Source organism: Nonomuraea corallina, assembly GCF_027620315.1.
Lineage (GTDB): Bacteria > Actinomycetota > Actinomycetes > Streptosporangiales > Streptosporangiaceae > Nonomuraea > Nonomuraea corallina.
Window position 1 is genome coordinate 1 of the sequence record NZ_JAPNNL010000096.1, and the last position, 26,506, is coordinate 26,506.

Genomic DNA, 26,506 nt, shown 5'->3' on the forward strand with positions numbered 1-26,506 from the left:
CCCCATCGACAGGGACCGGTTCGGCGGCTGCTCGCGGGACTGCCGGCCCGAGCCGGAGCCCCGCGAGGACGGCGGGCGGAACGACGGGCGGGACGTCTTCGCCGACCCCGCCGACCTGGACTGAGGTCCCCCGCCGCCGAGGTCAGAGACGGCGCAGGGCCGGCAGGAGCTCCTTCTCCGCCCAGGTGAAGAACGGCTCCTGCTGGTCGGCGCCGATCTGGACGAGGGCCACGTGCGTGTAGCCGGCCTCCACGTAGGCGCGGGCCGCCTCGACCACCGCGTCCACGTCGGCCCCGCACGGGACGTTCTCCGCCACGTCCTCGGGCCTGACCGTGCTGGACGCGGCCTCGAAGTTCACCGGGCCGGGCAGCTCGGCCATCACCTTCCAGCCGCCGACCGACCACCGCCACAGCCGGTGCGCCCGCTCCACGGCCGCCTCGGCGTCGGTGTCGTACGAGATCGCGAGCTGACCGTACACGGGCTTGCCCGCACCGCCGTCGCCATGGAACCGGCGCACCACGTCCGGCATCGGCTCGTTGACGACGAGGATGTCCCCGAACTCGGCCGCGAGCCGCACCGAGGAGGGGCCGGAGGCCGCGACGGCGATGGGGACGGGCTCGTCCGGCAGGTCGTAGAGCTTGGCCGAGTCGACGTCGTAGAACTCGCCCTGGAAGGTGACGTAGTCGCCGCCGAACAGTTCCCTGATGATCTGCAGCGCCTCGCGGAACATGCGGTGGCGGGTGTCGGCCGACGGCCAGCCCGCGCCGATGACGTGCTCGTTCAGGTTCTCGCCCGCGCCGAGCCCGAGCGTGAAGCGGCCGCCGCTGAGCGCTCCCATTGTGGCGGCCTTCTGCGCCACCACCGCCGGGTGGTAACGCATGATCGGGCAGGTCACGTACGTCATCAGGGGCAGCCGTTCGGTGGCCTGCGCCACCGCGCCGAGCACCGACCAGGCGTACGGCGAGTGGCCCATCTCCTCCAGCCACGGGAAGTAGTGGTCGGAGATGACCGCGTAGTCGAAGCCCGCCCGCTCGGCCCTGGCGGCGAACTCCACCAGTTGCGGGGCGGGCGTCTGCTCGCACATGAGGGTGTAGCCGAATTCCGCCATGGTGTGGGTTCGCCCTTTCTACTTGACGGGGTACGGGGACGCGATCAGGTCGCCCAGTTCCTCCAGCACGAGGCCGAGGCCGATGCCGAGGAGCCAGACGTCCTTGGCCACAGCGAGCCCCGCGGGGGAGGGTTTGACGCTGCCTTCCTGACGCAGGCCGGGGGTCTTGAGGTAGAGCCCGATGAGCCCGCCGGCGAAGGCGGTGAGCGCGGCTCCGGCCGCCAGCGACGGGACCATAGGCGCCAGCAGGGCGGCGCCGAGCGCGATCTCGGACTTGGACAGCAGGGCGGTGAACGTCCGCGGGTCCAGGTCGCGGAGGAAGGGGTAGACGCCCGCGGCCATCCCGTGCGTGCCCGCCGCGGTCTCCTCGTCGGCGCCGGCTTTGCTGAGGCCGGAGTTCAGGATGAAGATCCCGGCCGCCACGCGTGGCGGCAGCTGGTGGGGACGGGCGAAGAAGCGCATGAGTGCCTCCCGAAGACGCGTTCGCCAGACCTCCTTCCCCCGCTTTTTCCAGACATCCATGACTATGTCCGGATTTGACCGGGTCATCAGAGGTCCCGGTCGAATCGGGGCGGGGAGCTCACGGCCGGAATCGCGGTCCTCCCTCACCGGGACGCGCACTAATGTCTAGCTGTGACAACTGGCGCATACCTGAGATACCCCCATCTGTCCGGTGACCTCGTCACCTTCGTCGCCGACGACGACGTCTGGCTCGCCCCGATCACCGGTGGGCGCGCATGGCGGTTCACCGCCGACCGGACCCCCGTTTCGAACCCCCGCCTCTCGCCCGACGGCGCCCGCATCGCCTGGACCAGCACCCGCGAGGGCGCCCCCGAAGCGTTCGCCGCCGAGGTCGACGGGCCGGAGGGCGAGCGGCTCACCCACTGGGGGAGCGCGTCGACCCAGGTGCGCGGATGGAGCGCCGACGGACAGGTACAGGTCGTCAGCGCCGCGGGACAGGCCGCCCGCACCAGGATGTGGGCCCACGCCGTCCCGCTCGACGGCGGGCCGGCCACCCGCCTGCCCTACGGCTGGGTGAGCGACGTCGCCGTCAGCGGCGCCCGGGTGGTGACGGTGTCGCCGATCTGGCGCGAGCCGTCCCAGTGGAAGCGCTACCGCGGCGGCACCGCGGCCAAGATCTGGATCGACGCCGACGGCTCCGGAGAGTTCACCCGGCTGTTCGCCGACGATCCCGCCCAGCACTGGGCCGCCATGTGGGCCGGCGACCGGATCGCCTTCCTGTCCGACACCGACGGCACCGGGAACCTCTACTCCGCCCTGCCCGACGGCTCCGACCTGCGCAAGCACAGCGCCCACGAGGAGTTCTACGCCCGTCACGCCGCCACCGACGGCGAGCGGATCGTCTACAGCCACGCCGGCGACCTGTGGCTGCTGGAGAGCCTCGACGCGGAACCGTACCGGCTCGACATCAGGCTCGGCGGGCCGCGCCCGGCCCGCGCCAAGCGCCCGGCGCCCGCCCGCGCCGGCGGGTTCTCGCCCGACGAGACCGGCCGCGCCAGCGCCGTCGAGATCCGCGGCACCGCCCACTGGGTCACCCACCGCGACGGCCCCGCCGGCACGCTCCGCGCCGAACCCGGCGTCCGGGTCCGGCTGCCGCGCGTGCTCGGCTCCGACGGCCTCGCCATCTGGGTGTCCGACGCCACCGGCGAGGACGGCCTGGAGGTCGGCACCCCCGGCGGCGAGATCCGCACGCTGGCCGCCGGAGAGCTCGGCCGCGTGCTCGCCCTGACCGCCTCGCCCGACGGCAAGCACGCCGCCGTCGCCACCCACGACGGCCGCCTCCTCGTCGTCGACGTCGAGACCGGCGCCCTGCGCGAACTCGACCGCACCACCCACGGCGACATCAGCGGGCTCACGTTCTCCCCCGACTCCGCCTGGCTGGCCTGGGTGCACCCGCACCGGGAGCCGCTGTCGCAGATCAAGATGGGCCGCGTCGACGGCACCTCCACCATCGAGGTGACGCCGCTGCGCTTCTCCGACTACGACCCCGTCTTCACCCGCGACGGCAAACACCTGGCGTTCCTGTCGGTGCGCACGTTCGACCCGGTGTACGACGCCCACGTGTTCGACCTGTCTTTCCCCGTCGGCTGCCGGCCGTACCTGGTGCCGCTGCGCGCCACCACTCCCTCCCCGTTCGACCCCAGCCTGCAGGGCCGGGGCTTCAACGGCGAGGACGACCACCCGCCGGCGGAGAAGAAGAAGGACGACGCCGCGCCGCGCACCGAGGTCGACCCCGAAGGGCTCGGCTCCCGCGTGGTGCCGGTCCCCGTGCCCGCCGGCCGCTACGGCAACCTGCGCACGGCCAAGGACGCGCTGCTCTGGCTGCGGCACCCGCTCGCCGGCCGGCTCGGCGACGGCACCGAGTCCACCGGCGAGGTCGTGCTGGAGCGCTACGACCTGAAGAAGCGCGCCAAGGCCGAGCTGGGCAAGGAGTTCCGCGCCTTCGAGGTGAGCGGCGACGGCACCCGGCTCGTCGTCAACGGCAAGAACGGCCTGCAGACCCGCTCCGCCGGAGAGGGCGACGAGGTCGTCACCATCGAGCTGGACCGGGTCGCCGTCCGGCTCGACCCGGTCGCCGAATGGCGGCAGGGCTACCGCGAAGCGGGCCGGCTCATGCGCGACCACTTCTGGCGCGCCGACATGAACGGCGTCGACTGGCAGGGCGTCCTCGACCGCTACGCGCCGCTCGTCGAGCGCATCGGCGCCTACTCGGAGCTGATCGACCTGCTCTGGGAGGTGCAGGGCGAGCTCGGCACCTCCCACGCCTACGCCATCGGCAGCGGCGGGGCCGTCGACCCGCGCCGCCGCCAGGGCCTGCTCGGCGCCGACCTGTCCCGCGACGAGGACGGCACGTGGCGGGTCACCCGCATCCTGCCCGGGGAGTCGTCCGACCACGACGCCCGCTCGCCGCTGCTCGCGCCCGGCGTCGCCGTCCGGCCCGGCGACGCGGTCGTCGCCGTCAACGGCGCCCCCGTCGACCCCGCGCGCGGGCCGCTCCCGCTCCTGGCCGGCACCGCCAACCAGCCCATCCAGCTGACCGTCCGCCCGGCCACCGGCGGGGAGACCCGCAAGGTCGTGGTCACCCCGATCGCCGACGAGACCCGGCTGCGCTACCACGACTGGGTCGAGGGCCGGCGCGCCTTCGTCCGCGAGACGTCCGGCGGCCGGCTCGGCTACCTCCACGTGCCCGACATGGTGGCGTCCGGGTGGGCGCAGTTCCACCGCGACCTGCGTACCGAGATGGCGCGCGAAGGACTCGTCGTGGACGTGCGCGAGAACGGCGGCGGGCACGTGTCGGAGCTGATCCTGGAGAAGCTGTCGCGCAAGGTCACCGGCTGGATCCGGGTGCGCGGCCACGAGCCGATGCGCTACCCCGAGGACTCCCCGCGCGGGCCCGTCGTCGCCGTCACCGACGAGTACGCCGGCTCCGACGGCGACATCGTCAGCGCCGGCATCAAGAACCGCCGCATCGGCCCCCTCGTCGGGGTCCGCACCTGGGGCGGCGTGATCGGCATCGACTCGCGCTACTCGCTGGTCGACGGCACCGTGGTCACCCAGCCGCGGTACTCGTTCTGGCTGGAGGGGCACGGCTGGGGGGTGGAGAACCACGGCGTCGACCCGGACGTCGAGGTCGTCATGACGCCCCAGGACCGGGTCGCCGGCCGCGACCCCCAGCTGGAGAAGGCCGTGGAGCTGGCGCTCGCCGCCCTGGACGAGCACCCGGCCGCCACGCCGCCCGACCTCCCGCCCCTCCCGTAGGCTCCCGCGCCCGCAGCGGAGAATCCGACGCTCTCGGCGGGCCCGTAGGCTTCCCCGCCCGGGCCGGCCCTTCAGGCAGCCGGCCCGGGCCCCTCCCGTGGGACGTCGTCAGGGTGCCGGGCCGGGGGATGCCCGGCGCTCACGGGGTCACGGTGGCGAGCCTCCGCAGGATCTCGGCGAGCACGGGCTCGGTGGTGGCGAAGTTGAGCCGTACGAACGTCTCGCCGCCGGGCCCGAACACCGCACCGTCACTGAGCAGCACCTTCGCCTCCCGCTCCAGCTGCTCGGCCACCCCGGGCCGGCCGTACCCGAGCCAGGCCAGGTAGGTGGCCTGCGGCATGCGGTACGTGACGCCCTCGGGCAGCCGGTCGGCGATGGCCCGCCGGTTGCGGTCGAGCAGCGCGACCGTGTCCGCCAGCCAGGCGTCACCGTGCCGCCAGGCGGCGACCGTCGCCTCGACGCCGAACAGGTTCGCCGAGCCGAACAGGAACGGCGGCTGGGCGTCCAGCGCCTTGCGCGCCTCCGGCGAGCCGATGTGGGCCACCGAGCAGCGGATGCCGCCCAGGTTGAACGCCTTCGTGGCCGAGGTGAGGGTGACCGTCCGCTCGGGCAGGATCGTGCCGAACGGGATGTGCCGGTTCGGCTCGTACACGAGATCCGCGTGGATCTCGTCGGCGATGACCAGCAGGTCGTGCCGTTCGGCCAGCTCGGCGAGCTGCTCCAGCTCGGCGCGGCTGAACACGCGGCCGGTCGGGTTCTGCGGGTTGACCAGCAGGAGGACCTTGCAGTCCGACAGGTCGGGGATCTCGGCGCGCCAGGAGTCGCCGTCGGGCACGAGCCGGAGAGACGCCAGCGGCCGGTCCATGGTCTCCAGCGTGCCGAGGAACGGGTGATAGGCGGGGGTGTGCAGTGCCACCCCGTCCCCGGGCTCCGTCAACACGTGCAGCAGCACCTGGAGCGCCTGGTTGATGTCGGAATAGGAACGGACCAGTCCGGGATCGGGCTCCCAGCCGTAGCGGGCGGCCATCCGCTCCGCGAAGGCCTCCGCGAGCGGGCCGCTCGCGGGGCTCTCGAGCCATGTGGGGTAGCCGAGGTCGCCCTCCACCCGGTGGCGCAGCGCCTCCACCACCGCGGGTGCGGTGGGCAGGTCCATGTCCGCCACCCAGGCCGGGATGACGCCGGGGCCGGCCTTCGCCCACTTGAGCCCGTCGTTACGTGCTTTGAACGCTTCGCCGACGAAAGTCTCGTTCATCCCGACATTCTAGGAAAACGCCTTCTAACGACCTCCGCAGGTCCGGCCACCGTACGGATCAGCGGCGGCTGACAGACCTCCACAACCGCACCGTACGATCACGCCGCCCCCACGCGATCACCCCGCTGATCACGAGCAGAGCCAGCGGCATCGCCACCGGCCCGCCGCTCACGAACGCCTCGGTCAGCGTCGCACCGGCCATCAGCCCCGTGAACGCCAGCGCCGCCGCCCCGGACAGCGCGGGAACCAGCAGCGCCACCGCCCCGACGACCTCCACCGCCCCGACCAGGTAACGGAACCACTCACCCCACCCGAGCGCCTCGAACGTCGACGCCGAAGGCTCGGCCCCGGTGAACTTGCCCAGAGCCGCCATGAGGAACACGCCGGCCGCGACCACCTGCAACACCCATAACCCGGCCCCGGCCAGTCGCCGCCCGGTGCTCGGTCTCGTCTGGATCATCTTCATGCCGCTGACGCTACGGACCCCGATCACCCGCCGACATGCGGCTGGATACCGGATACGCGGTAGTTAGGTGCACTTGTGCCAGAACGATGGCTTATGAGACGAAGAGTGGTCGGTGGCGGAGAAACCCGGGCCCCGGGACTCACACCGGAGAGCAACGGTGACCATCGGCGATGTGCGGTCACATCAGCCGGAGACTCCGCGCGGGGAGAAAAGGCGAAACGCCCGGCCCATACGAGGCACGCACGCAAGGCCGGCCAGGAGAAGCGCGACGGTGCCGGGAACGACGAAGCGTCCGCAGCCGTGGAGGGAGACAGATGCGGCCGTTGGGCGCGAGGCGTTGCGGCCCGAGGGAGCAGGCCGCCGCGGGACGGAGGTGCGGCCAGGAGCGTCAAGGAGTCGGCAGGCGGCGCGGGCGGATGCTGAGGGGAGGCCGGTTCTGGGAGAGGGTGCGAGCGGGTCTTGAGTAGTCGGCCGGTGCGGGATGCGCGGTGCGGCGGGGGGCCGCACCGCGCGGAGCCGACTTACGTGGCGAGTCCGGAACGCCCATGCGAGGCGGCGACCAGAGCCTCTGGAGGGGCGATGAGGTCAGCGCCGCCTGGGAGGGGCGATGAGGTCAGAGGCGGCGCAGGACCGCCACGACCTTGCCCAGGACGCTGGCCTCGTCACCCGGGATGGGCTCGTAGTTGTCGTTGTGCGGCACCAGCCAGACATGGCCGTCCTTGCGCTTGAAGGTCTTGACCGTCGCCTCGCCCTCGATCATCGCGGCCACGATGTCGCCGCTCTCGGCGACGGGCTGCTGACGGACCACGACCCAGTCACCGTCGGCGATGGCGGCGTCGATCATCGAGTCGCCGGTGACCTGCAGGAGGAAGAGCGTGCCCTCTCCGACCAGCTGCTTGGGGAGCGCGAAGACGTCCTCGACGCTCTCCTCGGCGAGGATCGGGCCACCGGCGGCGATGCGGCCGACCAGTGGGACGTAGGCGGCGGTGGGCCGGTTGACCGGCGCCTCCTCGTCACTCCCGTCGGGATCCACCCACAGGACCGGCTCACCCGGCAGGCGAACCTCCAACGCGCGCGGGCGATGCGGATCGCGCCTCAAATAACCCTTGCGCTGCAGGGCCGTCAACTGATGTGACACGCTCGACGTGCTGGTCAGCTGGACGGCCTCGCCGATCTCACGCATCGAGGGCGGATAGCCGCGCTGTTGCACAGAATCGCGGATCACCTCGAGGATCTTGCGTTGCCGTGGCGTCAGCCCCAGCGCGTCACGCCTCCGCACCGCGAGGTCACTGACCCCATTGGCGTCATCCCGCTCGCTCATGCCTCTCCTCCTCGCCCGGGGGCTCGCCTCGCGGCGTCCCTCCCGGTCTGTGGTCCCGGTGTCGCACACAGCGACCGTATCGCTGTTGAAGATCATCTTCAAACAATTGTTCGAGTCTTCCTCGAAATTGACGGCCGTGTGGTGTACAACATCGTACGGGAGTTCGATCGACACCGTGTTCGATTTGCCGATCTTTATAGGCCGTTTCCGGGGGCCGTGACGGCGGGAGGTCCATCATGCGAACGACCAGGATGACCGGCCTGACCGGCGACGACGACCGACGGCTCACGCTGATCGCCGACGCCGCCGGGGAGCCTGGCCGGACGGCCGCATCCGGCCACGACCACGCGCGCCCCCCCGTTCCGTCCGATCAGGACCGCCGCCTTCCGCCGCCCCTGCGCGACGCTCCTCTTTCGAACCCGGCCGAGGCCCGCCCTCCGTCGGATCACTCCGAAGGCCCTGCCCTCCCACGCCCCGTGGAGGGCTGTGATCTCCAGAGGGCCGTGGACATGCCCGCCCTTCCGCGCTCTGTCCGGGATCGCCGTCTTCGGATGCCCGCCGAGGGTCGCACCTCTCCCGCTTCTGCCGAGGACCATGCTCGGCCGCCGCACTCCGGTGAAGGCGGCCGTGTCCCGGGGCCTGCTGAGGGCCGATCCACGGGCCGGGGTCGCGGGGCGCGGGCGGGCAGGGAGCAAGCCGTCGGACCCCGGGCGCGGCGGGCGGCCTCCGGTGAGCGTCCGAACCTCTATCTCGTTCCCCGGTCCCGCCCTTCCTCCGACGCCGAGCCGGTCTCAGGCCCTGCGAGGTGGGGGAGGAGCGACGGGGGTCCGGTCCGTACGGGAGAGGGCCGCCCCGCCGTCGGCCAGATCATCAAGGGTGGCGGTCACGGGCGCGGCCCGGGTTCCGGCGAGACGGCTGCCGGGCGGCCTCGCGGATCAGGCGCGCAGGGAAGGCGCCTGACCGACGACGGCCCTCTGCGGAGTGTGGCCGCCAGCACCGACGACTCCGACGCAGCGCTGGGCTCTGACGCCGCAACCGGCCTCCGCGCCGGTGCCAAGTCTCGCGTCGCAGGTCCGGCCACCGCCCGCGCCAACGGGCCCGCCGCCTCCCGCGGCGTCGGATCCGCCACGTCTCGGGCCGCAGGCTCTGCCGCGTCTCGCGGCGTCGGCCCGGCTACCTCTCGGGCCGGCGGCTCTGTCACCTCCCGTGGCGTCGGCCCCGCCATGCCCCGGACCGCAGGCACGTCCCGGGGCGGCGGTCCTGGGGTCTCTCGCGCCGCCGGGTGGTTCGGGCGGAGGGGGACGGAGAAGGCCGGTCGGGGTGGGGCCGTGCGGCTCGGACGGGGCAGGAGAAGGGGCGGTGCCGTCGAGGCGGCGCCGGTGCGGCTGACGCGGCGCGGGTGTGCCGTGCTCGTGCTGGTGATGGCGCTGCTGTCGCTGGGTGGGTTCTGGCTCGGCACCAGGGCGGTCGGTCACGCGCAGGCGGAGCGGCCGGCGGGCGCCGCGGGGTCGCCGTGGGTGCAGGTGCGGGAGGGCGACACGCTGTGGAGCATCGCCGGCGCCGTCGCGCACCCCGGCGAGGACCCCGCCGCCGTGGCGCGGGAGATCAGGAGGCTCAACGGGCTGACGGGGTCGCCCCTGCGGTCCGGCACCCGTCTCTACGTCCCGGGTGACGCCGTCACCCCTTTACACCAGGGACAATAGGTGGCCGGGTCATGCTTCCGAGCCTCCTGTGAACGCATGTCACGTGCGTGACGCGTGCTGACGAAAGTGACGCGCTGCGGCGACACGCCCGAGGGATGGCGCGAACCCGCTGGCTGATCAGCGACTTCGGTCGGACGGGCTCGGCCAACTTGCGTTCATGGTCGCGCGCTTCTACGGTTGGACCACAACATCTAGTAGTTACACCGATGTAGTTCACCACACCTTGTGTTTCGCCGACCGCACCACAGCGCGATCGTGGGGCGTGCGCGAGCGTCCGCCGGGGCTGTTCCCGTGCCTGTGGTGACCCCTGGAGCGAGGAGGCGTAAGCGTGCATTGTCCGTTCTGCCGCCATCTCGACACCCGGGTCATCGACAGCCGCTCCACCGAAGACGGCGCGGCCATCAGGCGCAGGCGTACGTGCCCCGAGTGCGGGCGCAGGTTCACCACGCAGGAAACCGTGCTCCTCATGGTGAGCAAGCGCAGCGGGGTCACCGAGCCCTTCTCGCGGGACAAGGTCGTCGCGGGCGTGCGACGGGCCTGCCAGGGCAGACCGGTGAGCGAGGACTCGCTGGCGCAGCTGGGGCAGAGGGTGGAGGAAGTCATCAGGGCCAAGGGCGCGGCCGAGATCGCCTCCAACGAGGTGGGACTGGCGATCCTCGGGCCGCTGCGCGAGCTCGACGAGGTGGCTTACCTGCGGTTCGCATCGGTTTATCGCGGTTTCGAGAGCCTGGCGGACTTCGAGGCCGAGATCCAACAGTTGAAGGCGGAGAAGGGGGAGTCATGACGGAGACGTCCAGCGGATCAGTGACGCGCGGAGGCAAGCGTCCCCGCAAGGGCCTGAAGATGAAGCGGATCTTCACCACGCCCGGCGTGCACCCGTACGACGAGATCGCGTGGGAGCGCCGCGACGTCGTCATGACCAACTGGCGCGACGGCTCGATCAACTTCGAACAGCGGGGTGTCGAGTTCCCCGAGTTCTGGTCGATCAACGCCACCAACATCGTGACCACCAAGTACTTCCGCGGCGCGGTCGGCACGCCGCAGCGCGAGCACAGCCTGAAGCAGCTCGTCGACCGGGTCGTCGGCGTCTACACGCGGACCGGACTGGAGCACGGCTACTTCGCCAGTGACGAGGACGCCGAGATCTTCGACCATGAGCTGAAGCACGCCCTGGTCCACCAGATCTTCGCCTTCAACTCCCCGGTGTGGTTCAACGTCGGCACCCAGTCGCCCCAGCAGGTGAGCGCCTGCCAGCCGTACGACGCGCTGGTGAGCACGCCCGACGGGCTCGTCCCGATCGGCAAGCTCGTCCAGGACAACGCGATCGGCGCCAAGGTCTACGACGCCCACGGACTCACCCGCGTCATCGCCACCAAGGCCAACGGCGTGAAGAACGTGTTGCGCCTGCACACCAAGGCGGGCTACACGCTTGACGTCACCGGCGACCACCTGGTGTGGAAGGCCACAGGCGACGGTAACGGCCACTTCGTGGAGGCCGCCACGCTCAATCCCGGAGACCAGCTCGAGTGGCACCGGCGCGAAGCGTTCGGCGAAGGCGAGATCGACTTCACCGAGGTGGCGGAGGCGGCCCTCGCCGGCTGGCTGCAGTCCGACGGCTTCGTCGGACAGTACGAGGGCACCAACAAGTCCCTCACCATCGAGGCGATGACCGTCAACGACGCCGAGCTCGCCTGGGTGACCCGAGCCCTCGACGTCGTGTTCCCCGACGTGCACCGCAAGGAGCGCACGGTGGAGACGCAGGACACCTCGCTCGACTGCCGGCGCACCCGACTCTACGGCAAGTCGCTGGAAGGCTTCGTAGACAAGTGGGACCTGCGTCGGCGCGGCGTCGACATGTCCGTCCCCGCCAGCCTCTTCACCGCTCCGCTGCCGGTGGTGGCCGCCTATCTCCGCAGCGTCTTCCAGGCCGAGGGCTTCGTCTCTGCGAGGGAGAGCTCCACCGTCGTCGAGGTCGACATGATCTCCGAGGAGCTGATCCGCGGCATGCAGCGCCTGCTGCTGCGCTTCGGCATCTACGCCCGCGTCGGCTTCAAGAAGGACGCCCGCGACGACCGCAAGGGCTGCTGGGCGCTGCGCATCCAGTCCGCCGGCGACCGGCGCACCTTCGCCGACGAGATCGGCTTCATCGACGAGGCCAAGTCCGGCAAGCTCGAGACGAGCTTCGACAAGCCGGGACACCCGTCGAAGGCGACCAAGCGGCTGGAGATCGACCGGGTCGAGGACCTCGGGCCGATGGAGGTCTACGACATTCAGACCGAGAGTGGCGAATACCTCTCGGGCAACCTCCGGGTGCACAACTGCTTCATCCTCTCCGTGGACGACACGATGGAGTCGATCCTGGAGTGGTACAAGGAAGAGGGCGTGATCTTCAAGGGCGGCTCCGGGTCGGGCGTCAACCTGTCCCGCATCCGTTCGTCCAAGGAGTTGCTCTCCAGCGGCGGCACCGCCAGCGGGCCGGTGTCGTTCATGCGCGGCGCCGACGCCAGCGCCGGGACGATCAAGTCCGGTGGCGCCACCCGCCGGGCCGCCAAGATGGTGGTCCTCGACGTCGACCACCCCGACATCGAGGAGTTCATCGAGACCAAGGCGCGCGAGGAGGACAAGGTCCGCGCGCTGCGTGACGCCGGGTTCGACATGGACCTCGGCGGCAAGGACATCGTCTCGGTGCAGTACCAGAACGCCAACAACTCGGTGCGGGTCTCCGACGAGTTCATGCGCGCGGTGGAGAAGGGCGAGAAGTTCGGCCTGCGGGCCCGGCTCTCCGGCGAGGTGATCGAGACCGTCGACGCCCGCGACCTGTTTCGCAAGATGGCGAAGGCGGCGTGGGAGTGCGCCGATCCCGGCGTGCAGTACGACGACACGATCAACGACTGGCACACCACTCCCGAGACCGGGCGGATCACGGCCAGCAACCCCTGCTCCGAGTACGTCCACCTGGACAACTCGTCCTGCAACCTGGCCAGCATCAACCTGCTGAAGTTCCTCAAGGACGACGGCTCGTTCGACGTGGGCGGCTTCGTCAAGCTGACCGAGCTGATCATCACGGCGATGGACATCTCGATCACGTTCGCCGACTTCCCGACGGAGAAGATCGGCGAGACGACCCGCGCCTACCGGCAGCTCGGCATCGGCTACGCCAACCTGGGCGCCCTGCTCATGGCGACCGGCCACGCGTACGACTCCGACGGCGGCCGGGCGGTGGCCGGGTCGATCACGTCGCTGATGACCGGCGTGTCCTACCGCCGCAGCGCCGAGCTGGCCGGGGTGGTCGGCCCGTACGACGGTTACGCGCGCAACGCCGAGCCGCACAAGCGGGTGATGCGCAAGCACGCGGCGGCCAACGACAGCCTGCGCACGGTCGGCTCGATGGACGCCAAGATCCACGCAGAGGCGTCCCGGCAGTGGGCGGAGTGCCTCAAGCTGGGCGAGAAGGACGGCTACCGGAACGCCCAGGCCAGCCTGCTGGCCCCTACGGGGACCATCGGCCTGATGATGGACTGCGACACCACCGGCATCGAGCCCGACCTGGCGCTGGTCAAGTTCAAGAAGCTCGTCGGCGGCGGGTCGATGCAGATCGTCAACCAGACGGTGCCGCGGGCCCTGAGGAAGCTCGGCTACCAGGAGGAGCAGGTCGAGGCGATCGTCGAGTACATCGCCGAGCACGGCCACGTGGTCGACGCCCCCGGCCTGCGGCAGGAGCACTACGAGGTGTTCGACTGCGCCATGGGCGAGCGGGCGATCGCGCCGATGGGTCACGTGCGGATGATGGCGGCGACGCAGCCGTTCCTGTCCGGGGCCATCTCCAAGACCGTCAACCTGCCCGAGTCGGCCACGATCGACGACATCGAGCAGGTCTACAAGGAGGGCTGGGAGCTCGGCCTCAAGGCGCTGGCCGTCTACCGCGACAACTGCAAGGTGGGCCAGCCGCTGTCGGCCGGCGGCAAGAAGGAGGAGCCGAAGGCGGCCGAGCCGGAGGTCAAGGTCGTCGAGGTGGCGCGGCCGACCCGGCGGCGCATGCCCAACCAGCGGCCGAGCACCACGACCCGGTTCACGGTCGGCGGCGCCAAGGGCTACATGACCGCCTCCTCCTACCCCGACGACGGGCTGGGCGAGGTCTTCCTCAAGATGTCCAAGCAGGGCTCGACGCTGGCCGGCGTCATGGACGCCTTCTCGGTGGCGATCTCGATCGGGCTCCAGTACGGGGTTCCGCTGGAGACGTACATGAGCAAGTTCGTCAACATGCGGTTCGAGCCGGCGGGCATGACGGACGACCCGGACATCCGGATGGCGACGTCGGTGATGGACTACATCTTCCGGCGGCTGGCGCTCGACCACCTGCCCTACGAGGAGCGGGCGGCGCTCGGCATCTTCTCGGCGGCCGAGCGGGCGGCGCAGCAGCGCGGCGAGGACCCGGCGGCGCTGCAGGAGACGGTGGAGGCGCTGGCGCAGTCGGCGCCGATCGAGCCCACGCCGAAGGAGGAGCGGAGTGAGGCCGAGCCGGGCAAGGAGGTGACGCTGGAGAGCCACCAGCGCTTCACCGCCGACGCGCCGCTCTGCATGACGTGCGGCACGAAGATGCGCCCGGCGGGCAGCTGCTACGTCTGCGAGGGCTGCGGCTCGACCAGCGGCTGCAGCTGAGACCAGGCGAAGTCGCGGCGGATGCGACAAGGACATGGGCGGGGTGCCGGGTTCGTCCCGGCGCCCCGCCCGTGTCGTGCTCGGGGTCCGGTGCGGGTCAGCCCGTGCCGAGCTGGCGCGACAGCGACGGGACGTCGGAGATGATCCAGTACTCGGCGAACCTGTCGCCCTCGGCCCGCAGGAGGTCGTGGCCGCTGAAGGCGATCCGGGTGCCGGGCGCGGCGGTGGCGCCGGGCAGGCCGCCCCGGTACGCGCCGGCGAAGGTCCATCGGGCGGCCACGTGGTCGCCCTCGACGATCGGCCCGACGTCGAGGGTGATGGTGACGTCGTCGAACGGCTCGTGTCCCTGCCGGAGCGTCTCGATCAACTGGTCGGGTCCCCGCACGTCCATGTCCGGCCAGTGGCCGATGAAGCCGGGGGTGACCAGGTCGTGGGCGAGGGAGAAGTCGCCCTGCCACATGGTGAGCAGCCATCGTTCGTACAGTTTCGCCATCATGGCGGTGATCTCTACCCACGGCCGCCGCTTCGATAGATTGCTTCCTCCGCATCCCTGACGTCCCCCACGTCCCCCACGTCCCGCGCCCCCGCGTCCGGCCGCAAGCGGTCTGTAAGCGAGCGTCGATCACGGCGGGTCATGCTGGGGGTCCATGGAAAGGAAGGGCCTGTCATGACGGTTCCCCTGCGATCCCCCGCGCTCGATCGGCGGCCCAGCAAGGCATTGATCATCGGTCTGGTGCTGTCCAGCCTGCTGGCGCTGGGGGTGCTGGCGGTGCTGCTGGCGAGCGGAGGGCCGATCGGCTTCGGCCTGTCGGCGCTGCTGGCGATCGCGCCGCTGCCGGTGCTGCTGGCGGCGGTGCTCTCGCTCGACCGGCTGGAGCCGGAGCCGAAGCTGCACCTGGCGTTCTGCTTCGCCTGGGGGGCGGGAGTGGCGGTGGGCGTGGCCATCCTGCTGAGCCTGTTGGGTGTGGAGCTGTTCGCCCGCGCCGGGTACGGGGAGCAGGCCGTGAGCCTCATCAGCACGGTGGTGCTCGCGCCGGTGATCGAGGAGGCGCTCAAGGGCGCGGCGCTGCTGCTGCTCCTGCGCCGTCGGCGGGAGATCGACGGCCTGACGGACGGCATCGTGTACGCGTCGATGGCCGGGCTGGGCTTCGCCGCGGTGGAGAACGTCGGCTACTACCTGATGGCCTACGGCGAGGACGGGGCAGGCGCGGTCGTGCAGTTGTTCGTCATCCGCGGGCTGATCGACCCGCTGGGCCACCCGGTCTACACCGCGATGATCGGGGTGGGGGTGGCGTACGCGCTGACCCGCCGCAACGCCTTCCGGTTCGCGGCCGTCCCGCTCGGTTACCTGGCCGCGGTCCTCCTGCACGCCCTGTGGAACGGCGCGGCCTCCACCGGGTCGCTGGCGATGGTCGCGGGCGCGTACCTGGTGATCATGGTGGCTCTCATCGCGCTGATCGCCATCACGGTGGTGGAGCGCAGGCAGCTCGTCTCACGGATGGGCGCCTATCTTCCCGCGTACGCCTCCACCGGCCTGGTCAGTGAGCTGGACGTGCGGATGCTGACCACGATGCGGGCCCGCCGCGAGGCCCGCAAGTGGGCCAGGGGGATCGGGCTGGGCCGGCAGATGAGCGACTACCAGCAGGCCGCCACCGAGCTGACCATGCTTCATCTGCGCGCGGAGCGGGAGGGCGCGGATCCGGGCCGGTTCGAGGCCGAGCGCGAGCTGCTGCTGGGCGCGATGGCGCGGGCCCGCCGCTGGTGAGAATCACCGGCCCGGAAGTCGCATTCTTGGCATAATGTCCGGCCTAACACGAGGGGAGCACGGATGAGCTGGGTGGAGATCGAGTCCGAGGCCGAGCTGCGTGACCTGCTGGGCGAGGTGATGCCACGGTCGGCGACGAAGGAGCGGCCCCGCCTGCACGAGCGCGACCGGCAGTGGCTGGCGGCCTCGCCGTTCGTCCTGATCGCCACCGCCGACGCCGACGGCAACTGCGACGTCTCGCCCAAGGGCGACCCGGCCGGGTTCACCCACGTCATCGACGACACCACGATCGCCATCCCCGACCGGCCGGGAAACCGCAGGGCGGACGGGTTCCGCAATGTGCTGTCCAACCCGCACGTCGGCCTGATCTACCTGATCCCCGGCCGCAACGAGACGCTGCGCGTGAACGGCCGCGCCCGGCTGGTGCGGGAGGCGCCGTTCTTCGACGAGCTGATCGTCAAGGGCCACCGGCCCGCGATCGCCCTGGTCGTGGAGATCGAGCAGATCTTCTTCCACTGCGCCAAGGCGTTCATGCGCAGCGCGCTGTGGCGGCCCGAGCAGTGGGGTCCCGACCCGCTCCCGTCGCACGCCACCCTGGTCAAGGAGGTGCAGGCGACGCCGGAGACGCTGGCGGAGCTGGAGACCTACTACGCCGAGGACAACTACGGCAAGAAGCTGTACAAGGTCTAGGCGGCCGGGGTGGGGCCGTCGGGGAAGCGGATCACGTTGCGGCCCGTGTAGGCGCGCAGATCGACGACCTTGGGATCCGGGGCCGGCCGGTTGGGGTGCGCCACCGCCGATCGGATGTCGCGGATCTTGTGCCTGGCGATGCGCGGCGGCACCGTCACGAGCCGTCTCATCGTCCTCCCCCCGTGATGTTCCTGTTACCTATGTTATTAACAGAAACCCGCGTAAGGGCGCTGTAAGAGCGAAATTCAATAAGGCAGGCGGCGGCCCGAGGGCGACCGCAGGTCCAGGTCCCCGCCGCGGATCGGGCGTCGCCTGGTCGTCGTTCTGACGATTCGCACGCGTCTCATGGGTCTGCCCCCCATTGGTGTCGCCTGGCGAACAACGTAACCGGGCTCGCGCCGTACGCTCAACGCATTTGTCCACACTGGCAGGCGTCACGGCGGCGGCCGTGACGCCTGCCGGAGGGGGTCAGGCGCGGGTGGCCGGAGGAACCCGGGTGGTGACCACGATCCGGTTCCACGCGTTGATCATCGCGATGGCCACGACGAGCGAGGCGAGCTGCTTGTCGTCGTAGTGCTCGGCCGCCTCCTGCCAGACCGCGTCGGACACGCCCCGCCCGTGGTCGGCGAGCCGGGTCGCCTCCTCCGTCAGCGCCAGCGCCGCCCGCTCGGCCGGGGTGTAGACGGTGGCCTCCCGCCAGGCGGCCACCGACCAGAGCCGCTCGTCGCTGCCGCCGTCCTTCTTCAGGTCGCGGCTGTGCATGTCCACGCAGAACGCGCACCCGTTGATCTGGCTGGCCCGGAGCTTCATCAGCAGGGCCGTGGCGTGCGGGATGCCGCAGTTGCGCAGGTACGCCTCCACCGAGAGGAACGCCCGGTAGGGCTCGGGGGCGAGGTCCGCGACGTTGAGCCGCAGAGTCATGGTGAACCTCCATGTCCGTTGGGACAGTCCGTCGAACTGACACGACCTGGACGGGACACCGCGGCCCGGTGTGACAGCACTCAGGAAATCCGCCGGGAACGGGGGTGGCATAGGACGGCACCCTGGGGAAATGAGACCCCTGAACAGGACAGACCAATCATCCGGGGGATTCACCATGGCCGTCTGTGAGACGTGTGGCAACGACTACGACATGGCGTTCGAGGTCCGCGCCCAGGGCACGACCCACACCTTCGACTCCTTCCAGTGCGCTATCGACAAGATGGCGCCCATCTGCGAGCACTGCGGAACCAAGGTCATCGGCCATGGCGTCCAGTCGGGCGACCACTGGTACTGCTGCGCCCACTGCGCCCGCCAGGAAGGCTCCAGCGGCATCGTCGACCGCGTGACGGCGGGCGCCCCGGCCTGAAACGGCCTGACACCGGCGGCCGCCGCCACCGCGGTCTCTAGTCGTCGGCGGGGCGCCGGGACCGGGGAGCCGGCTTCTTGCGGCCCGCCACGAGCGTGTCGCCGGTGGCGGGGGAGGGCTCGACGGCCCGCGCCGGACGGGGGCGGGGATGCGGCGCGGTGTCCTCGGGGCCGGGTCCCGTTTCCTGGCCCTTCTCGGTACGGGACCGCGCCGGTTCGCCGGGGGACTCCTTCTCCGGGGGGACGGGCTTGTCCGGAGTGGTGGGCTTCTCCAGAGTCACGGTCGGGTCGGCGGCGGGCTTGCTCTGCGCGGCCGGGCCGGTGGGGCCGGTGGGTCTGTCGGGGTCGCGCAGGGCGGCGATGACCGCGTCGGCCTCGTTGTCGGCGGCGAACTCGTCGGCCGCCGCCGACTCCCGCCGTCTGATCACCACCATGTGGTCGACCGAGATCCGGCCCGCGCCCACCACGGCAAGCAGCAGCGAGGCCGCGCCCAGCAGGATCAGCTCGTTCAGCGTGATCGGGTTGAGCGGCGGCGCCACCCACAGCACCGCGACCGCCTCCGCGAACAGGACCAGCCCGATCACCGGGACCATCAGCCCGGCGATGAGCAGCGTGCCGCCGATCAGCTCGACCAGCATGGTGGCCGTCGCCCAGGCGCGTGGCGCGGGGGCTCCCTGGGCCTGGAACTGCGCCCCGGTCTCGACGAGGCCTATCTCCAGCTTGCGCCAGCCGTTGGCGAAGAAGATGCCGCCCACGCCGAGGCGGGCGACGAGCGCGGCGAGATCACGGAGGGACTGTCTCACGGTTGTTGACTGCCCTAATCGGGACATGGCACACCTCAATCACGGCGAAGCAGCATGGCCACCGCGACGGCGGTCACGCTGAGCAGGACGACGCTCACGAACACGGTCGTGTGCAGGGCGTTGACGAAGGCCCAGCGGGCCGCGTGCAGCAGAGCGCCGCCGGCGTTGCCGCCGATCTCCTCCGCGACGTGGGCCGCGCCCGCGAGGGACTGCCTGGCCTGGTCCATCCCCGCGCTCGGGACGCCCCGCACGTCGGGGACCCCCGGCGCGTAGGCGATGGTGGTGATCGTGCCGAGCACGGCGACGCCGAGTCCGGCGCCGAGCTCGTACGCGGTGCCCTCGACGGCGGCGGCGCCGCCCGCGTGGGAGGCGGGCGCGGCGGACATGATCGTGTCGGAGGCGGCCAGCAGCGCCACCTGGACGCCGAAGCCGATGCCCACGAAACAGCAGGCCAGCATCACCGGATGGCCTTCGACGCCCCAGGTCAGCGTGGGGGTGAGGGAGAACGCGACGAGAGCCAGGCCGCCGCTCATGGTGGCGCGCATGCCGAGCCGGGGCAGCAGGTGCGCGGCGACGAGCCCGCCGGTGATGGCCGACAGCACCAGCGGGAGCATCCGGAACGCGGCGCGCACCGGGGTGTCGCCGAGCACCAGCTGCAGGTATTGGGCGAGCATGAGCTGCAGGCCCACCAGGGCGAACACGCCGAGCAGCACGCCGAGCACGCCGGTGGTGAAGTCCCGCCGCCTGAAGAGGGAGACGTCCAGCAGCGGCGTCTTCAGCCGGGTCTGCCGCCGGGCGAACCACGCCAGCAGCGCCACGCCCGTCAGGAAGACCGCGGCGGCGGCCGGGAACGGCATCAGGCTGCCCGACCCGGCCTCCTTCAGCCCGAACGCCAGGGCCAGGATGCCGAACACGGACAGCGCGGCGCTGGTCGCGTCCCACGGCCGAGGCTCGGGGTCGCGGTACTCGGGCAGCATGCGCAGGGCGGCGGGCAGCAGGACGAGCAGGATCGGCACGTTGATGAGGAAGACCGAGCCCCACCACAGGCCGACCAGCAGGCCGCCGATGAGCGGCCCCACGGCGGCGCCGGCCGCGGCGACCGCGCTCCACACGCCGAGCGCGATGGCGCGCTCGCGGCGGTCGGTGAACACCTGGCGGATCAGCGACAGCGTGGCCGGCATGATCATGGCGCCGCCGACGCCGAGCAGCGCCCTGGCCACGATCAGGGTCAGCGGCGTGGGGGCGAAGGCGGCTCCGGCCGAGGCCAGGCCGAACAGCACGAAGCCCGCGATGACCAGGCGTTTGCGCCCGTAGCGGTCGCCGAGGGTGCCGAACACGAGCAGCAGCGGGGCCACGATCAGCGAGTAGACGTCGATGATCCACAGCAGCTGGACCGCGGACGGCTCCAGGGCGGCGGTGAGGGCGGGGACCGCGATGTGCAGGACCGTCGCGTCGACCGTGATGAGCAGGAGGCTGACGCAGAGCAGCACCAGGATGGCCCAGCGGTTGTGCTGATGCTCGCGGCCGGCGCGGCGTGCGGGGGGCACGGCCTGGGTGACGGTCATGGGCCTCCTTGCAGGCCGATCCGTTCACAGCAAGGCCCGCACGAACTTGCGTGGCAGCTTAGGGCATGCCCCGCGGTGGGTGTAGCGGTATCGAGTGATCCAAGAACGGCCGTTCATCTTTTGACCGAAATGTCGCCGTATAGCGGGATCGAACTCATGCTATCCGCACCCTGCCCGCCCGATCGTCCTCAGTCTAGAATCATGTTCTATGCGGATCCTGCGGACGCCGGACGAACGTTTCGCCGACCTGCCGAACTTCCCGTACGAGCCCCGCCACGCCGAGCCCGGCGACCACACCTGAGCCCGCCAGGTCGAGTGGACCCGCGCCCTGCTGTACGACGCGCTCGGCCTGACCGGCGTCACCCTCGACGGCCAGGACCGGGGCGGGCTCATCGGACCGCGGCTGGCCGCCGAGCACCCGGAACGGGTGACCAGGATCGTCACCGCCAACACCGGCTTGCCGACAGGTGACATTCCCATGCCCGAGGTCTGGCACCGCTTCAAGGACGCCGTGGCCACCGCGCCCCCCCTGGACGTCGCCCGGTTCGTGCAGTCCGGCTGCGCCACCCGGCTCGCCCCCGAGGTGCGCGCCGCCTACGACGCCCCCTTCCCCGGCGAGTCGTGCCAGGCGGGCCCGCGCGCCCTGCCCGGTCTCGTCCCGGACACGCCGGGCGACCCGGCGGGACCGGCCGACCGCGCGGCCTGGCAGACCCTCACCACGCTCGACCGGCCGTTCCTCGTCGCCTTCTCCGACGGGGACCCGATCACCGGCGGCATGGCGCCGATCCTGCGCAAGTCGATGGCGGGCGCCGCCGGGCTGGACCACCCGGTCGTCAAGGGCGCCGGACACTTCCTGCAAGAGGACGCGGGAGCCGAGCTCGGCCGCCACATAGCCGCTTTCGTGACCTCCACCTAGCGTGTCAGGTCCGCCCACACGGCGGTCCGGTGCGGTATAACCGGGGGCGGACCGGGGAGGCGTGATGCAGGAGTCCGGCAGGACCCAGGCCGCGGGACGAGCCGCGGTGCGGGATCTGTTCGAAAAGGTGCGGCTGCGCTATTTCCGGCTTCCCCCGGCCGTGCGCAGGGTCCTGTACGCGGCGATCCTCATCGGGGCGGTCGGCACGGGCGCGGCGCTGGGCTGGGACCTGCTCCAGACGTTCTTCACCACCGCGCTGATCCTCTGCTTCACCGCGCTGACCCTGCGCTTCCCGCCCGCCGCCGCCACCGTGCTCGTCGTCGCGGGCTGGGCGGCGCTGCTGCCGCTCCTCTCCCTGCCGTTCCCCGCGCAGTCCATGGCGCCGACCCTGCTCATGGTGCTCGCCCTGCCCGTCGCCGTCGCCGCCCACCTGATCCGCTGGGTCACCCCCTGGGTCACCACGCTGGTCGCGCTCCTGCCCGCGGGCGCCCTGGCCGTCGTGCTCTCGCTCGTCTCGGAGAACCTCGCCGTCTGGGTCGCCTACGGCGCCGCCGCCTCCGTCCTCGGCTACCGGTTCCTGCTCGCCCGCCGGGCCAGGGCCGACGTGACCGCCGAGGAACGGATCCGGGTGCGCGCCCGCGAGGGCCGGCCCGAGCCGCAGCAGGAGAAGGCCCAAGGGCTGCCGCAGATCTCCGTCGAGGAGGCGCTCGCCGAGCTCGACGCCATGATCGGCCTCACCCCGGTCAAGGAGCAGGTCCGCTCGATCGCCGCCTCCATCGAGGCCTCCCGGCTGCGCGCCGAGGCGGGCTACACCGCCGGCCGGCCGGTGCGCCACTTCGTCTTCCTCGGCCCGCCGGGCACCGGCAAGACCAGTGTCGCCCGTACGCTCGCCAAGATTTTCTACGCGTTCGGCCTGCTGGAGACCCCGTACGTGGTCGAGGCGCAGCGCGCCGACCTGGTCGGCGAGTATCTCGGCGCCACGGCCATCAAGACCAACGAGCTGGTCGACCGGGCGCTGGGCGGCGTGCTCTTCATCGACGAGGCGTACGGGCTGATCAACTCCTCCGACGGCCAGCCCGACCGGTTCGGCGCCGAGGCCGTGCAGACGCTGCTCAAGCGGGCCGAGGACGACCGCGACCGGCTGATCATCATTCTGGCCGGCTACGAGCAGGAGATGACCTCGTTCCTGTCCAGCAACCCCGGGCTGGCCAGCCGGTTCGCCACCCGGGTCCGCTTCCCCACCTACTCCGCCGCCGAGCTGTCCGAGATCACCGAGCTGCTGCAGCGCAGACGCGGCGACACCATGGGCGCCGAGGCCGGTGCCACCCTGCTCGGCCTGTACGCCGACGTCCACCGGCGCGGGCTCGTCGACGAGCTGGGCAACGCCAGGTTCGCGCGCAGCCTGGTCGAGGCCGCCGCCCAGGCCCGCGACGTGCGGGTGGTCGGCGCGGGCGGCACGCCGACCACCGAGGACCTGGTGACCACCACGACGGCCGACGTGACCAAGGCGTTCGACGAGCTGACCGCCCGCTTCCGCGGCTACGTGGCCACGCCCACGCTGGAGGAGGCGCTCGCCGACCTCGACCGGATGGCCGGGCTCGCGCCCGTCAAGCGGCAGGTGCACGCCATCGCCGCGCAGCTCCAGGTGGCCCGCATGCGGCAGGAGCGCGGGCTGCCCACGCCGCCGCAGATGCGCCACTTCGTGTTCGTCGGCCCGCCCGGCACCGGCAAGACCAGCGTGGCCAGGGTGCTGGGCCGCGTCTTCGCCGCCCTCGGCCTGCTCGCCCGGCCGGACGTGGTCGAGGCGCACCGGGCCGACCTGGTCGGCCAGCACCTCGGCTCGACCGCGATCAAGACCAACGAGCTGGTCGACCGGGCGCTGGGCGGCGTGCTCTTCATCGACGAGGCCTACAGCCTGGTCAACCCCGGCTACTCCGGCGGCGACGCGTTCGGCGCCGAGGCCGTGCAGACACTGCTCAAGCGCGCCGAGGACGACCGCGACCGGCTGGTGGTCGTGCTGGCCGGCTACGAACGCGAGATGGACGCCTTCCTCGCCACCAACCCCGGCCTGGCCAGCCGGTTCAACCAGCGGGTCGCCTTCCCGAGCTACGCGCCGCGCGAGCTGACCGAGATCGCGGTGCTCCTCGCCGAGCGGGCCGGCGACAGGTTCGACGACGACGCGCTGCACGACCTCGACGAGGTCTTCACCTGGGTGTGCGAGGAACGGCTGATCGACGGGCTGGGCAACGGCCGCTTCGCCAGGTCGCTGTTCGAGCGCGCCGCGATGCGCCGCGACGTGCGGCTGGCCGCCCGCGCCACGGCGGACGAGCCGGCCAGCGCCGACGACCTGACCACGATCACCAGCGACGACGTGCGCACCGCCGTCGACGAGCTTTCCGGACGTTAATCAGACCCCTCTTTGGCACTCGCCTGCGCGGCGCCGGTCGCATCCTGTAGCAATATGGCTACGCAGCGTCCGGAGGAGGGGTGATGGCCGGGTTCCTGGCCCGCAAACTGGTCAGCTCGGTCGTGCTGGTCGCCGTCGCCGCCTCGCTCGCCTACCTGCTCGCCGCCGCCTCGCTCGACCCGCGCTCCAACTACGCCGGCCGCACCCCGCGGCCGCCGGCCGCCGTCGTCGACGCGCAGCTCACCGCGCTCAACCTCAACGACCGCACGCCCCTGCTGGAGCGCTACCTCACCTGGGCGGGCGGGGTGCTGCGCGGCGACCTCGGCCGGACCGTCACCGGCGCGCCGGTCGGCGACGACCTCAAGCGGCGGGCCGGCGTGACGCTCCGGCTGGTCCTGCTCGGGCTGGTGTGCGGCAGCACGCTGGGGGTCATGGCGGGCGCGCTCGCCGCCGCCCGGCAGTACGGCTGGTTCGACCGGCTGTCGACGGCCGCGTCCTTCCTGCTGCTCGCGGTGCCCGTGGTGGTGCTGGCCAACGTGCTGATCCTGGCCGGCACCTGGCTCAACGACCAGGTGTTCGGCGCCCGGGTGCTGCTGGTGGCGGGAGAGGCGACCGCCGGGCTGGAGGCCGGGTTCTGGGCGACCCTCCTCGACCGGGTCCAGCACCTCGTCCTGCCGACGGTCACGATCACGCTCGGCCTGGCCGCCGTCTTCAGCCGCTACCAGCGCAACATGATGCTCGACGTGCTCGGCGCCGACTATCTGCGCACCGCCATGGCCAAGGGCCTGACCCGGCGGCAGGCGCTGATCCGCCACGGGCTGCGCACCGCCCTCATCCCGGTGGCGACCTACTTCGCCTTCACCTTCGGCGCCCTGCTGACCGGCGCCGTGTTCACCGAGAAGATCTTCGGCTGGCACGGGCTGGGAGAGCGCCTGATCAGCTCGATCTTCACCAACGACGTCAACACCGTGGCGGCCATCTCCTGCCTGGCCGCCGTGGCCGTGCTGGCCGCGTCCCTGGCCGCCGGCCTGCTGCAGGCCGCGCTCGACCCCCGGGTGAGGGCCGGATGACGCTGTCGGAGGAGATCGCGGAGGAGGCGGCGGGCGACGACGCCGGGCGGACGCCGCCGCCGTCCAGGGCCAGGGTGGTGGCCGGCCGGTTCCTCTCCTCCTGGCAGGGCCGGGCGGGCGCGCTGGTGCTGGGGCTGGTGTTCCTGCTGGCGTTCGCGGGCCCCTCGCTCAGCCCGTGGTCCCACACCGACAAGGACCTCACGGCCTTCCTCAGCCCGCCGTCGGCCACCCACTGGTTCGGCACGCTGCAGACCGGCGCCGACGTGTTCGCCGTCACGCTGCGCGGCCTGGGACGGTCGCTGGTCGTCGGGCTGCTGGCGGCCGTGGTCTGCACGGCCCTGGCCGCTCTCGCCGGCGCCTTCGCCGGCTACTTCCTCGGCTGGACCGACCGGGTCGTCACCTGGGTGACCGACCTGATGCTGGTGCTGCCCGCGTTCCTCCTTCTGGCCGTGATGTCGCCGCTGTTCGGCTCCGGCCAGTGGCCGCTGTTCGTGCTCATGCTGGCGCTGCTGCTGTGGATGGTGACCGCCAAGATGGCCCGCGGGATGACGATCTCGCTGCGCGAGCGCGAGTTCGTACGGGCCGCCCGCTACCTGGGCGTGCCGCCGGCGCGGATCGTGCTCTCGCACATCCTGCCCAACCTGTCGTCGCTGCTGGTCGTCGACGCCACGCTGAACGTCAGCGCCGCCATCCTCACCGAGACCTCCCTGTCGTACTTCGGCTTCGGCACCCAGCCGCCCGACGTGTCGCTCGGCACGCTCATCTCCGACGGCTCCAGGACCGCCGTGTACGCGCCGTGGACGTTCTGGTTCGCGGCCGGGCTGCTCGTGGTCACCGTGCTCGCCGTCAACCTCGTGGGCGACGCGCTGCGCGACGCCTTCGACCCGGCGGCGAAGGGGCCCCGATGAGCCCGGTGCTGGAGGTCGACGACCTGAGGGTCGCGTTCGGCGGGACGCCCGTCGTGCGGGGGCTCGGGTACGCCGTGCGCAAGGGCGAGGTGCTCGGCCTCGTCGGCGAGTCCGGCTGCGGCAAGTCGGTGTCGGCGGCCGCCGTGATGGGACTGCTGCCGCCCGGCGCCCGGGTGACCGGCTCGATCCGGCTGCACGGCAGGGAGCTGCTCGGCCTGCGCGAGCGGGAGCTGGCCGCCGTCCGGGGCCGCGCCGTCTCGATGGTGTTCCAGGACCCGCTGTCCGCGCTCACCCCCGTCTACCGCGTCGGCGACCAGATCGCCGAAGCCGTGCGGACCCACCAGAAGGTCTCCAGACAGCGGGCCGCGGCGCGCGCCGTCGACCTGCTCGACCTGGTGGGCATCCCCGACCCGGCGCGGCGGGCTCGGGCCTTCCCGCACGAGTTCTCCGGCGGCATGCGCCAGCGGGTGCTGATCGCCATGGCCGTGGCCAACGACCCCGATGTGATCATCTGCGACGAGCCGACCACCGCGCTCGACGTCACCGTCCAGGCCCAGGTGCTGGAGGTGCTCAAGACCGCGCAACGGCAGACCGGCGCCGCCATCGTGATGATCACCCATGACCTCGGGGTGGTGGCCGGCTTCGCCGACCGCGTCCTCGTCATGTACGCGGGCCGTCCGGTCGAGTCGGGCGACGTGGACGACGTCTTCTACCACGCCCGCATGCCGTACACCGCCGGGCTGCTC

Annotated in this window: 22 protein-coding genes; 12 read left to right on the plus strand and 10 right to left on the minus strand. The window is 71.6% G+C overall.

Features of this window, described 5'->3' with window-relative positions; translation table 11 throughout:
- Positions 1–142: 142 nt before the first annotated feature.
- Together OUY22_RS22340 and OUY22_RS22345 are read right to left on the minus strand one after the other, a co-directional pair.
- Positions 143–1,108 carry a TIGR03557 family F420-dependent LLM class oxidoreductase gene (locus OUY22_RS22340; protein ID WP_270157040.1) on the minus strand — a complete coding sequence of 322 codons (966 nt, stop codon included), beginning with the start codon at positions 1,106–1,108 and terminating at the stop codon, positions 143–145.
- An 18-nt stretch (positions 1,109–1,126) separates the two neighbouring features.
- Positions 1,127–1,570 carry a hypothetical protein gene (locus OUY22_RS22345; protein WP_270157041.1) on the minus strand — a complete coding sequence of 148 codons (444 nt, stop codon included), beginning with the start codon at positions 1,568–1,570 and terminating at the stop codon, positions 1,127–1,129.
- A gap of 171 nt (positions 1,571–1,741) precedes the next feature.
- Here OUY22_RS22345 and OUY22_RS22350 point away from each other — a divergent pair, with 171 nt between their 5' ends.
- Complete coding sequence (locus OUY22_RS22350) at positions 1,742–4,888, plus strand: S41 family peptidase (protein ID WP_270157042.1); 3,147 nt, start codon at positions 1,742–1,744, stop codon at positions 4,886–4,888.
- Between the two features lie 139 nt (positions 4,889–5,027).
- Here OUY22_RS22350 and OUY22_RS22355 read toward each other — a convergent pair whose 3' ends face one another.
- The 3 genes from OUY22_RS22355 to lexA all read right to left on the minus strand — a co-directional run bounded on the left by OUY22_RS22355 (position 5,028) and on the right by lexA (position 7,927).
- Positions 5,028–6,140 carry a MalY/PatB family protein gene (locus OUY22_RS22355; protein ID WP_270157043.1) on the minus strand — a complete coding sequence of 371 codons (1,113 nt, stop codon included), beginning with the start codon at positions 6,138–6,140 and terminating at the stop codon, positions 5,028–5,030.
- A gap of 58 nt (positions 6,141–6,198) precedes the next feature.
- Positions 6,199–6,606, minus strand: a complete 408-nt coding sequence (locus OUY22_RS22360; RefSeq protein WP_270157044.1) for a DoxX family protein — start codon at positions 6,604–6,606, stop codon at positions 6,199–6,201.
- A 613-nt stretch (positions 6,607–7,219) separates the two neighbouring features.
- Positions 7,220–7,927 (minus strand): transcriptional repressor LexA, encoded by a 708-nt coding sequence (lexA, locus tag OUY22_RS22365; RefSeq protein WP_270157060.1) that lies wholly within the window; start codon positions 7,925–7,927, stop codon positions 7,220–7,222.
- Between the two features lie 1,328 nt (positions 7,928–9,255).
- Between lexA and OUY22_RS22370 the strand changes: the two genes are divergently transcribed.
- The 3 genes from OUY22_RS22370 to OUY22_RS22380 all read left to right on the plus strand — a co-directional run bounded on the left by OUY22_RS22370 (position 9,256) and on the right by OUY22_RS22380 (position 14,289).
- Positions 9,256–9,630 carry a LysM peptidoglycan-binding domain-containing protein gene (locus OUY22_RS22370; RefSeq protein WP_270157045.1) on the plus strand — a complete coding sequence of 125 codons (375 nt, stop codon included), beginning with the start codon at positions 9,256–9,258 and terminating at the stop codon, positions 9,628–9,630.
- A gap of 328 nt (positions 9,631–9,958) precedes the next feature.
- Complete coding sequence (gene nrdR / locus OUY22_RS22375) at positions 9,959–10,414, plus strand: transcriptional regulator NrdR (RefSeq protein ID WP_270157046.1); 456 nt, start codon at positions 9,959–9,961, stop codon at positions 10,412–10,414.
- Positions 10,411–14,289 (plus strand): vitamin B12-dependent ribonucleotide reductase, encoded by a 3,879-nt coding sequence (locus OUY22_RS22380; protein WP_270157047.1) that lies wholly within the window; start codon positions 10,411–10,413, stop codon positions 14,287–14,289. The genes nrdR and OUY22_RS22380 overlap by 4 nt, the downstream gene beginning before the upstream one ends.
- Positions 14,290–14,386: 97 nt before the next feature.
- Here the strand turns inward: OUY22_RS22380 and OUY22_RS22385 are convergent, their stop codons facing one another.
- On the minus strand, positions 14,387–14,785 hold the full coding sequence (locus tag OUY22_RS22385; RefSeq protein WP_270157048.1) for an ester cyclase: 399 nt from the start codon (positions 14,783–14,785) through the stop codon (positions 14,387–14,389).
- A 171-nt stretch (positions 14,786–14,956) separates the two neighbouring features.
- Between OUY22_RS22385 and OUY22_RS22390 the strand changes: the two genes are divergently transcribed.
- Together OUY22_RS22390 and OUY22_RS22395 are read left to right on the plus strand one after the other, a co-directional pair.
- A complete protein-coding gene (locus tag OUY22_RS22390; RefSeq protein WP_270157049.1) occupies positions 14,957–16,054 on the plus strand; it encodes a PrsW family intramembrane metalloprotease in 1,098 nt (365 codons plus the stop codon).
- A 63-nt stretch (positions 16,055–16,117) separates the two neighbouring features.
- A complete protein-coding gene (locus tag OUY22_RS22395) occupies positions 16,118–16,744 on the plus strand; it encodes a pyridoxamine 5'-phosphate oxidase family protein (RefSeq protein WP_270157050.1) in 627 nt (208 codons plus the stop codon).
- On the opposite strand, the gene OUY22_RS22400 is transcribed toward OUY22_RS22395, so the two are convergent.
- On the minus strand, positions 16,741–16,914 hold the full coding sequence (locus tag OUY22_RS22400; RefSeq protein WP_270157051.1) for a hypothetical protein: 174 nt from the start codon (positions 16,912–16,914) through the stop codon (positions 16,741–16,743). The two genes, OUY22_RS22395 and OUY22_RS22400, sit on opposite strands and share 4 nt — an antisense overlap.
- Before the next feature lie 298 nt (positions 16,915–17,212).
- The gene (locus OUY22_RS22405; protein WP_270157052.1) at positions 17,213–17,665 is read right to left on the minus strand and encodes a carboxymuconolactone decarboxylase family protein; all 453 of its coding nucleotides are present in this window, start codon (positions 17,663–17,665) and stop codon (positions 17,213–17,215) included.
- Positions 17,666–17,840: 175 nt separating this feature from the next.
- On the opposite strand from OUY22_RS22405, the gene OUY22_RS22410 reads away from it, so the two are divergent.
- A complete protein-coding gene (locus tag OUY22_RS22410) occupies positions 17,841–18,092 on the plus strand; it encodes a hypothetical protein (RefSeq protein ID WP_270157053.1) in 252 nt (83 codons plus the stop codon).
- Positions 18,093–18,129: 37 nt separating this feature from the next.
- Here OUY22_RS22410 and OUY22_RS22415 read toward each other — a convergent pair whose 3' ends face one another.
- Both OUY22_RS22415 and OUY22_RS22420 read right to left on the minus strand, forming a co-directional pair.
- Entirely contained in the window at positions 18,130–18,894 is a 765-nt protein-coding gene (locus tag OUY22_RS22415; RefSeq protein WP_270157054.1) for a DoxX family protein, read from the minus strand.
- A 35-nt stretch (positions 18,895–18,929) separates the two neighbouring features.
- The gene (locus OUY22_RS22420) at positions 18,930–20,459 is read right to left on the minus strand and encodes an MFS transporter (RefSeq protein ID WP_270157055.1); all 1,530 of its coding nucleotides are present in this window, start codon (positions 20,457–20,459) and stop codon (positions 18,930–18,932) included.
- A gap of 328 nt (positions 20,460–20,787) precedes the next feature.
- Between OUY22_RS22420 and OUY22_RS22425 the strand changes: the two genes are divergently transcribed.
- The 5 genes from OUY22_RS22425 to OUY22_RS22445 all read left to right on the plus strand — a co-directional run.
- Positions 20,788–21,375 (plus strand): alpha/beta fold hydrolase, encoded by a 588-nt coding sequence (locus tag OUY22_RS22425; protein ID WP_333486765.1) that lies wholly within the window; start codon positions 20,788–20,790, stop codon positions 21,373–21,375.
- 64 nt (positions 21,376–21,439) lie between these two features.
- A complete protein-coding gene (locus tag OUY22_RS22430; protein WP_270157061.1) occupies positions 21,440–23,782 on the plus strand; it encodes an AAA family ATPase in 2,343 nt (780 codons plus the stop codon).
- Positions 23,783–23,865: 83 nt separating this feature from the next.
- A complete protein-coding gene (locus tag OUY22_RS22435; RefSeq protein ID WP_270157057.1) occupies positions 23,866–24,852 on the plus strand; it encodes an ABC transporter permease in 987 nt (328 codons plus the stop codon).
- Positions 24,849–25,760 carry an ABC transporter permease gene (locus OUY22_RS22440; protein WP_270157058.1) on the plus strand — a complete coding sequence of 304 codons (912 nt, stop codon included), beginning with the start codon at positions 24,849–24,851 and terminating at the stop codon, positions 25,758–25,760. Before OUY22_RS22435 ends, OUY22_RS22440 begins: the two co-directional genes overlap by 4 nt.
- Positions 25,757–26,506: ABC transporter ATP-binding protein (locus OUY22_RS22445; RefSeq protein WP_270157059.1), on the plus strand; the 750-nt coding region annotated here is incomplete at its 3' end. The genes OUY22_RS22440 and OUY22_RS22445, both read left to right, overlap by 4 nt.

Bases quoted from the DNA above. Each gene is read 5' to 3' on its own strand.
- OUY22_RS22340 (WP_270157040.1), bottom strand. From the start codon at position 1,108: ATGGCGGAATTCGGCTACACCCTCATGTGCGAGCAGACGCCCGCCCCG.
- OUY22_RS22345 (WP_270157041.1), bottom strand. From the start codon at position 1,570: ATGCGCTTCTTCGCCCGTCCCCACCAGCTGCCGCCACGCGTGGCGGCC.
- OUY22_RS22355 (WP_270157043.1), bottom strand. From the start codon at position 6,140: ATGAACGAGACTTTCGTCGGCGAAGCGTTCAAAGCACGTAACGACGGG.
- OUY22_RS22360 (WP_270157044.1), bottom strand. From the start codon at position 6,606: ATGAAGATGATCCAGACGAGACCGAGCACCGGGCGGCGACTGGCCGGG.
- lexA (WP_270157060.1), bottom strand. From the start codon at position 7,927: ATGAGCGAGCGGGATGACGCCAATGGGGTCAGTGACCTCGCGGTGCGG.
- OUY22_RS22380 (WP_270157047.1), top strand. From the start codon at position 10,411: ATGACGGAGACGTCCAGCGGATCAGTGACGCGCGGAGGCAAGCGTCCC.
- OUY22_RS22385 (WP_270157048.1), bottom strand. From the start codon at position 14,785: ATGATGGCGAAACTGTACGAACGATGGCTGCTCACCATGTGGCAGGGC.
- OUY22_RS22390 (WP_270157049.1), top strand. From the start codon at position 14,957: ATGACGGTTCCCCTGCGATCCCCCGCGCTCGATCGGCGGCCCAGCAAG.
- OUY22_RS22395 (WP_270157050.1), top strand. From the start codon at position 16,118: ATGAGCTGGGTGGAGATCGAGTCCGAGGCCGAGCTGCGTGACCTGCTG.
- OUY22_RS22400 (WP_270157051.1), bottom strand. From the start codon at position 16,914: ATGAGACGGCTCGTGACGGTGCCGCCGCGCATCGCCAGGCACAAGATC.
- OUY22_RS22405 (WP_270157052.1), bottom strand. From the start codon at position 17,665: ATGACTCTGCGGCTCAACGTCGCGGACCTCGCCCCCGAGCCCTACCGG.
- OUY22_RS22410 (WP_270157053.1), top strand. From the start codon at position 17,841: ATGGCCGTCTGTGAGACGTGTGGCAACGACTACGACATGGCGTTCGAG.
- OUY22_RS22420 (WP_270157055.1), bottom strand. From the start codon at position 20,459: ATGACCGTCACCCAGGCCGTGCCCCCCGCACGCCGCGCCGGCCGCGAG.
- OUY22_RS22430 (WP_270157061.1), top strand. From the start codon at position 21,440: ATGCAGGAGTCCGGCAGGACCCAGGCCGCGGGACGAGCCGCGGTGCGG.
- OUY22_RS22435 (WP_270157057.1), top strand. From the start codon at position 23,866: ATGGCCGGGTTCCTGGCCCGCAAACTGGTCAGCTCGGTCGTGCTGGTC.
- OUY22_RS22440 (WP_270157058.1), top strand. From the start codon at position 24,849: ATGACGCTGTCGGAGGAGATCGCGGAGGAGGCGGCGGGCGACGACGCC.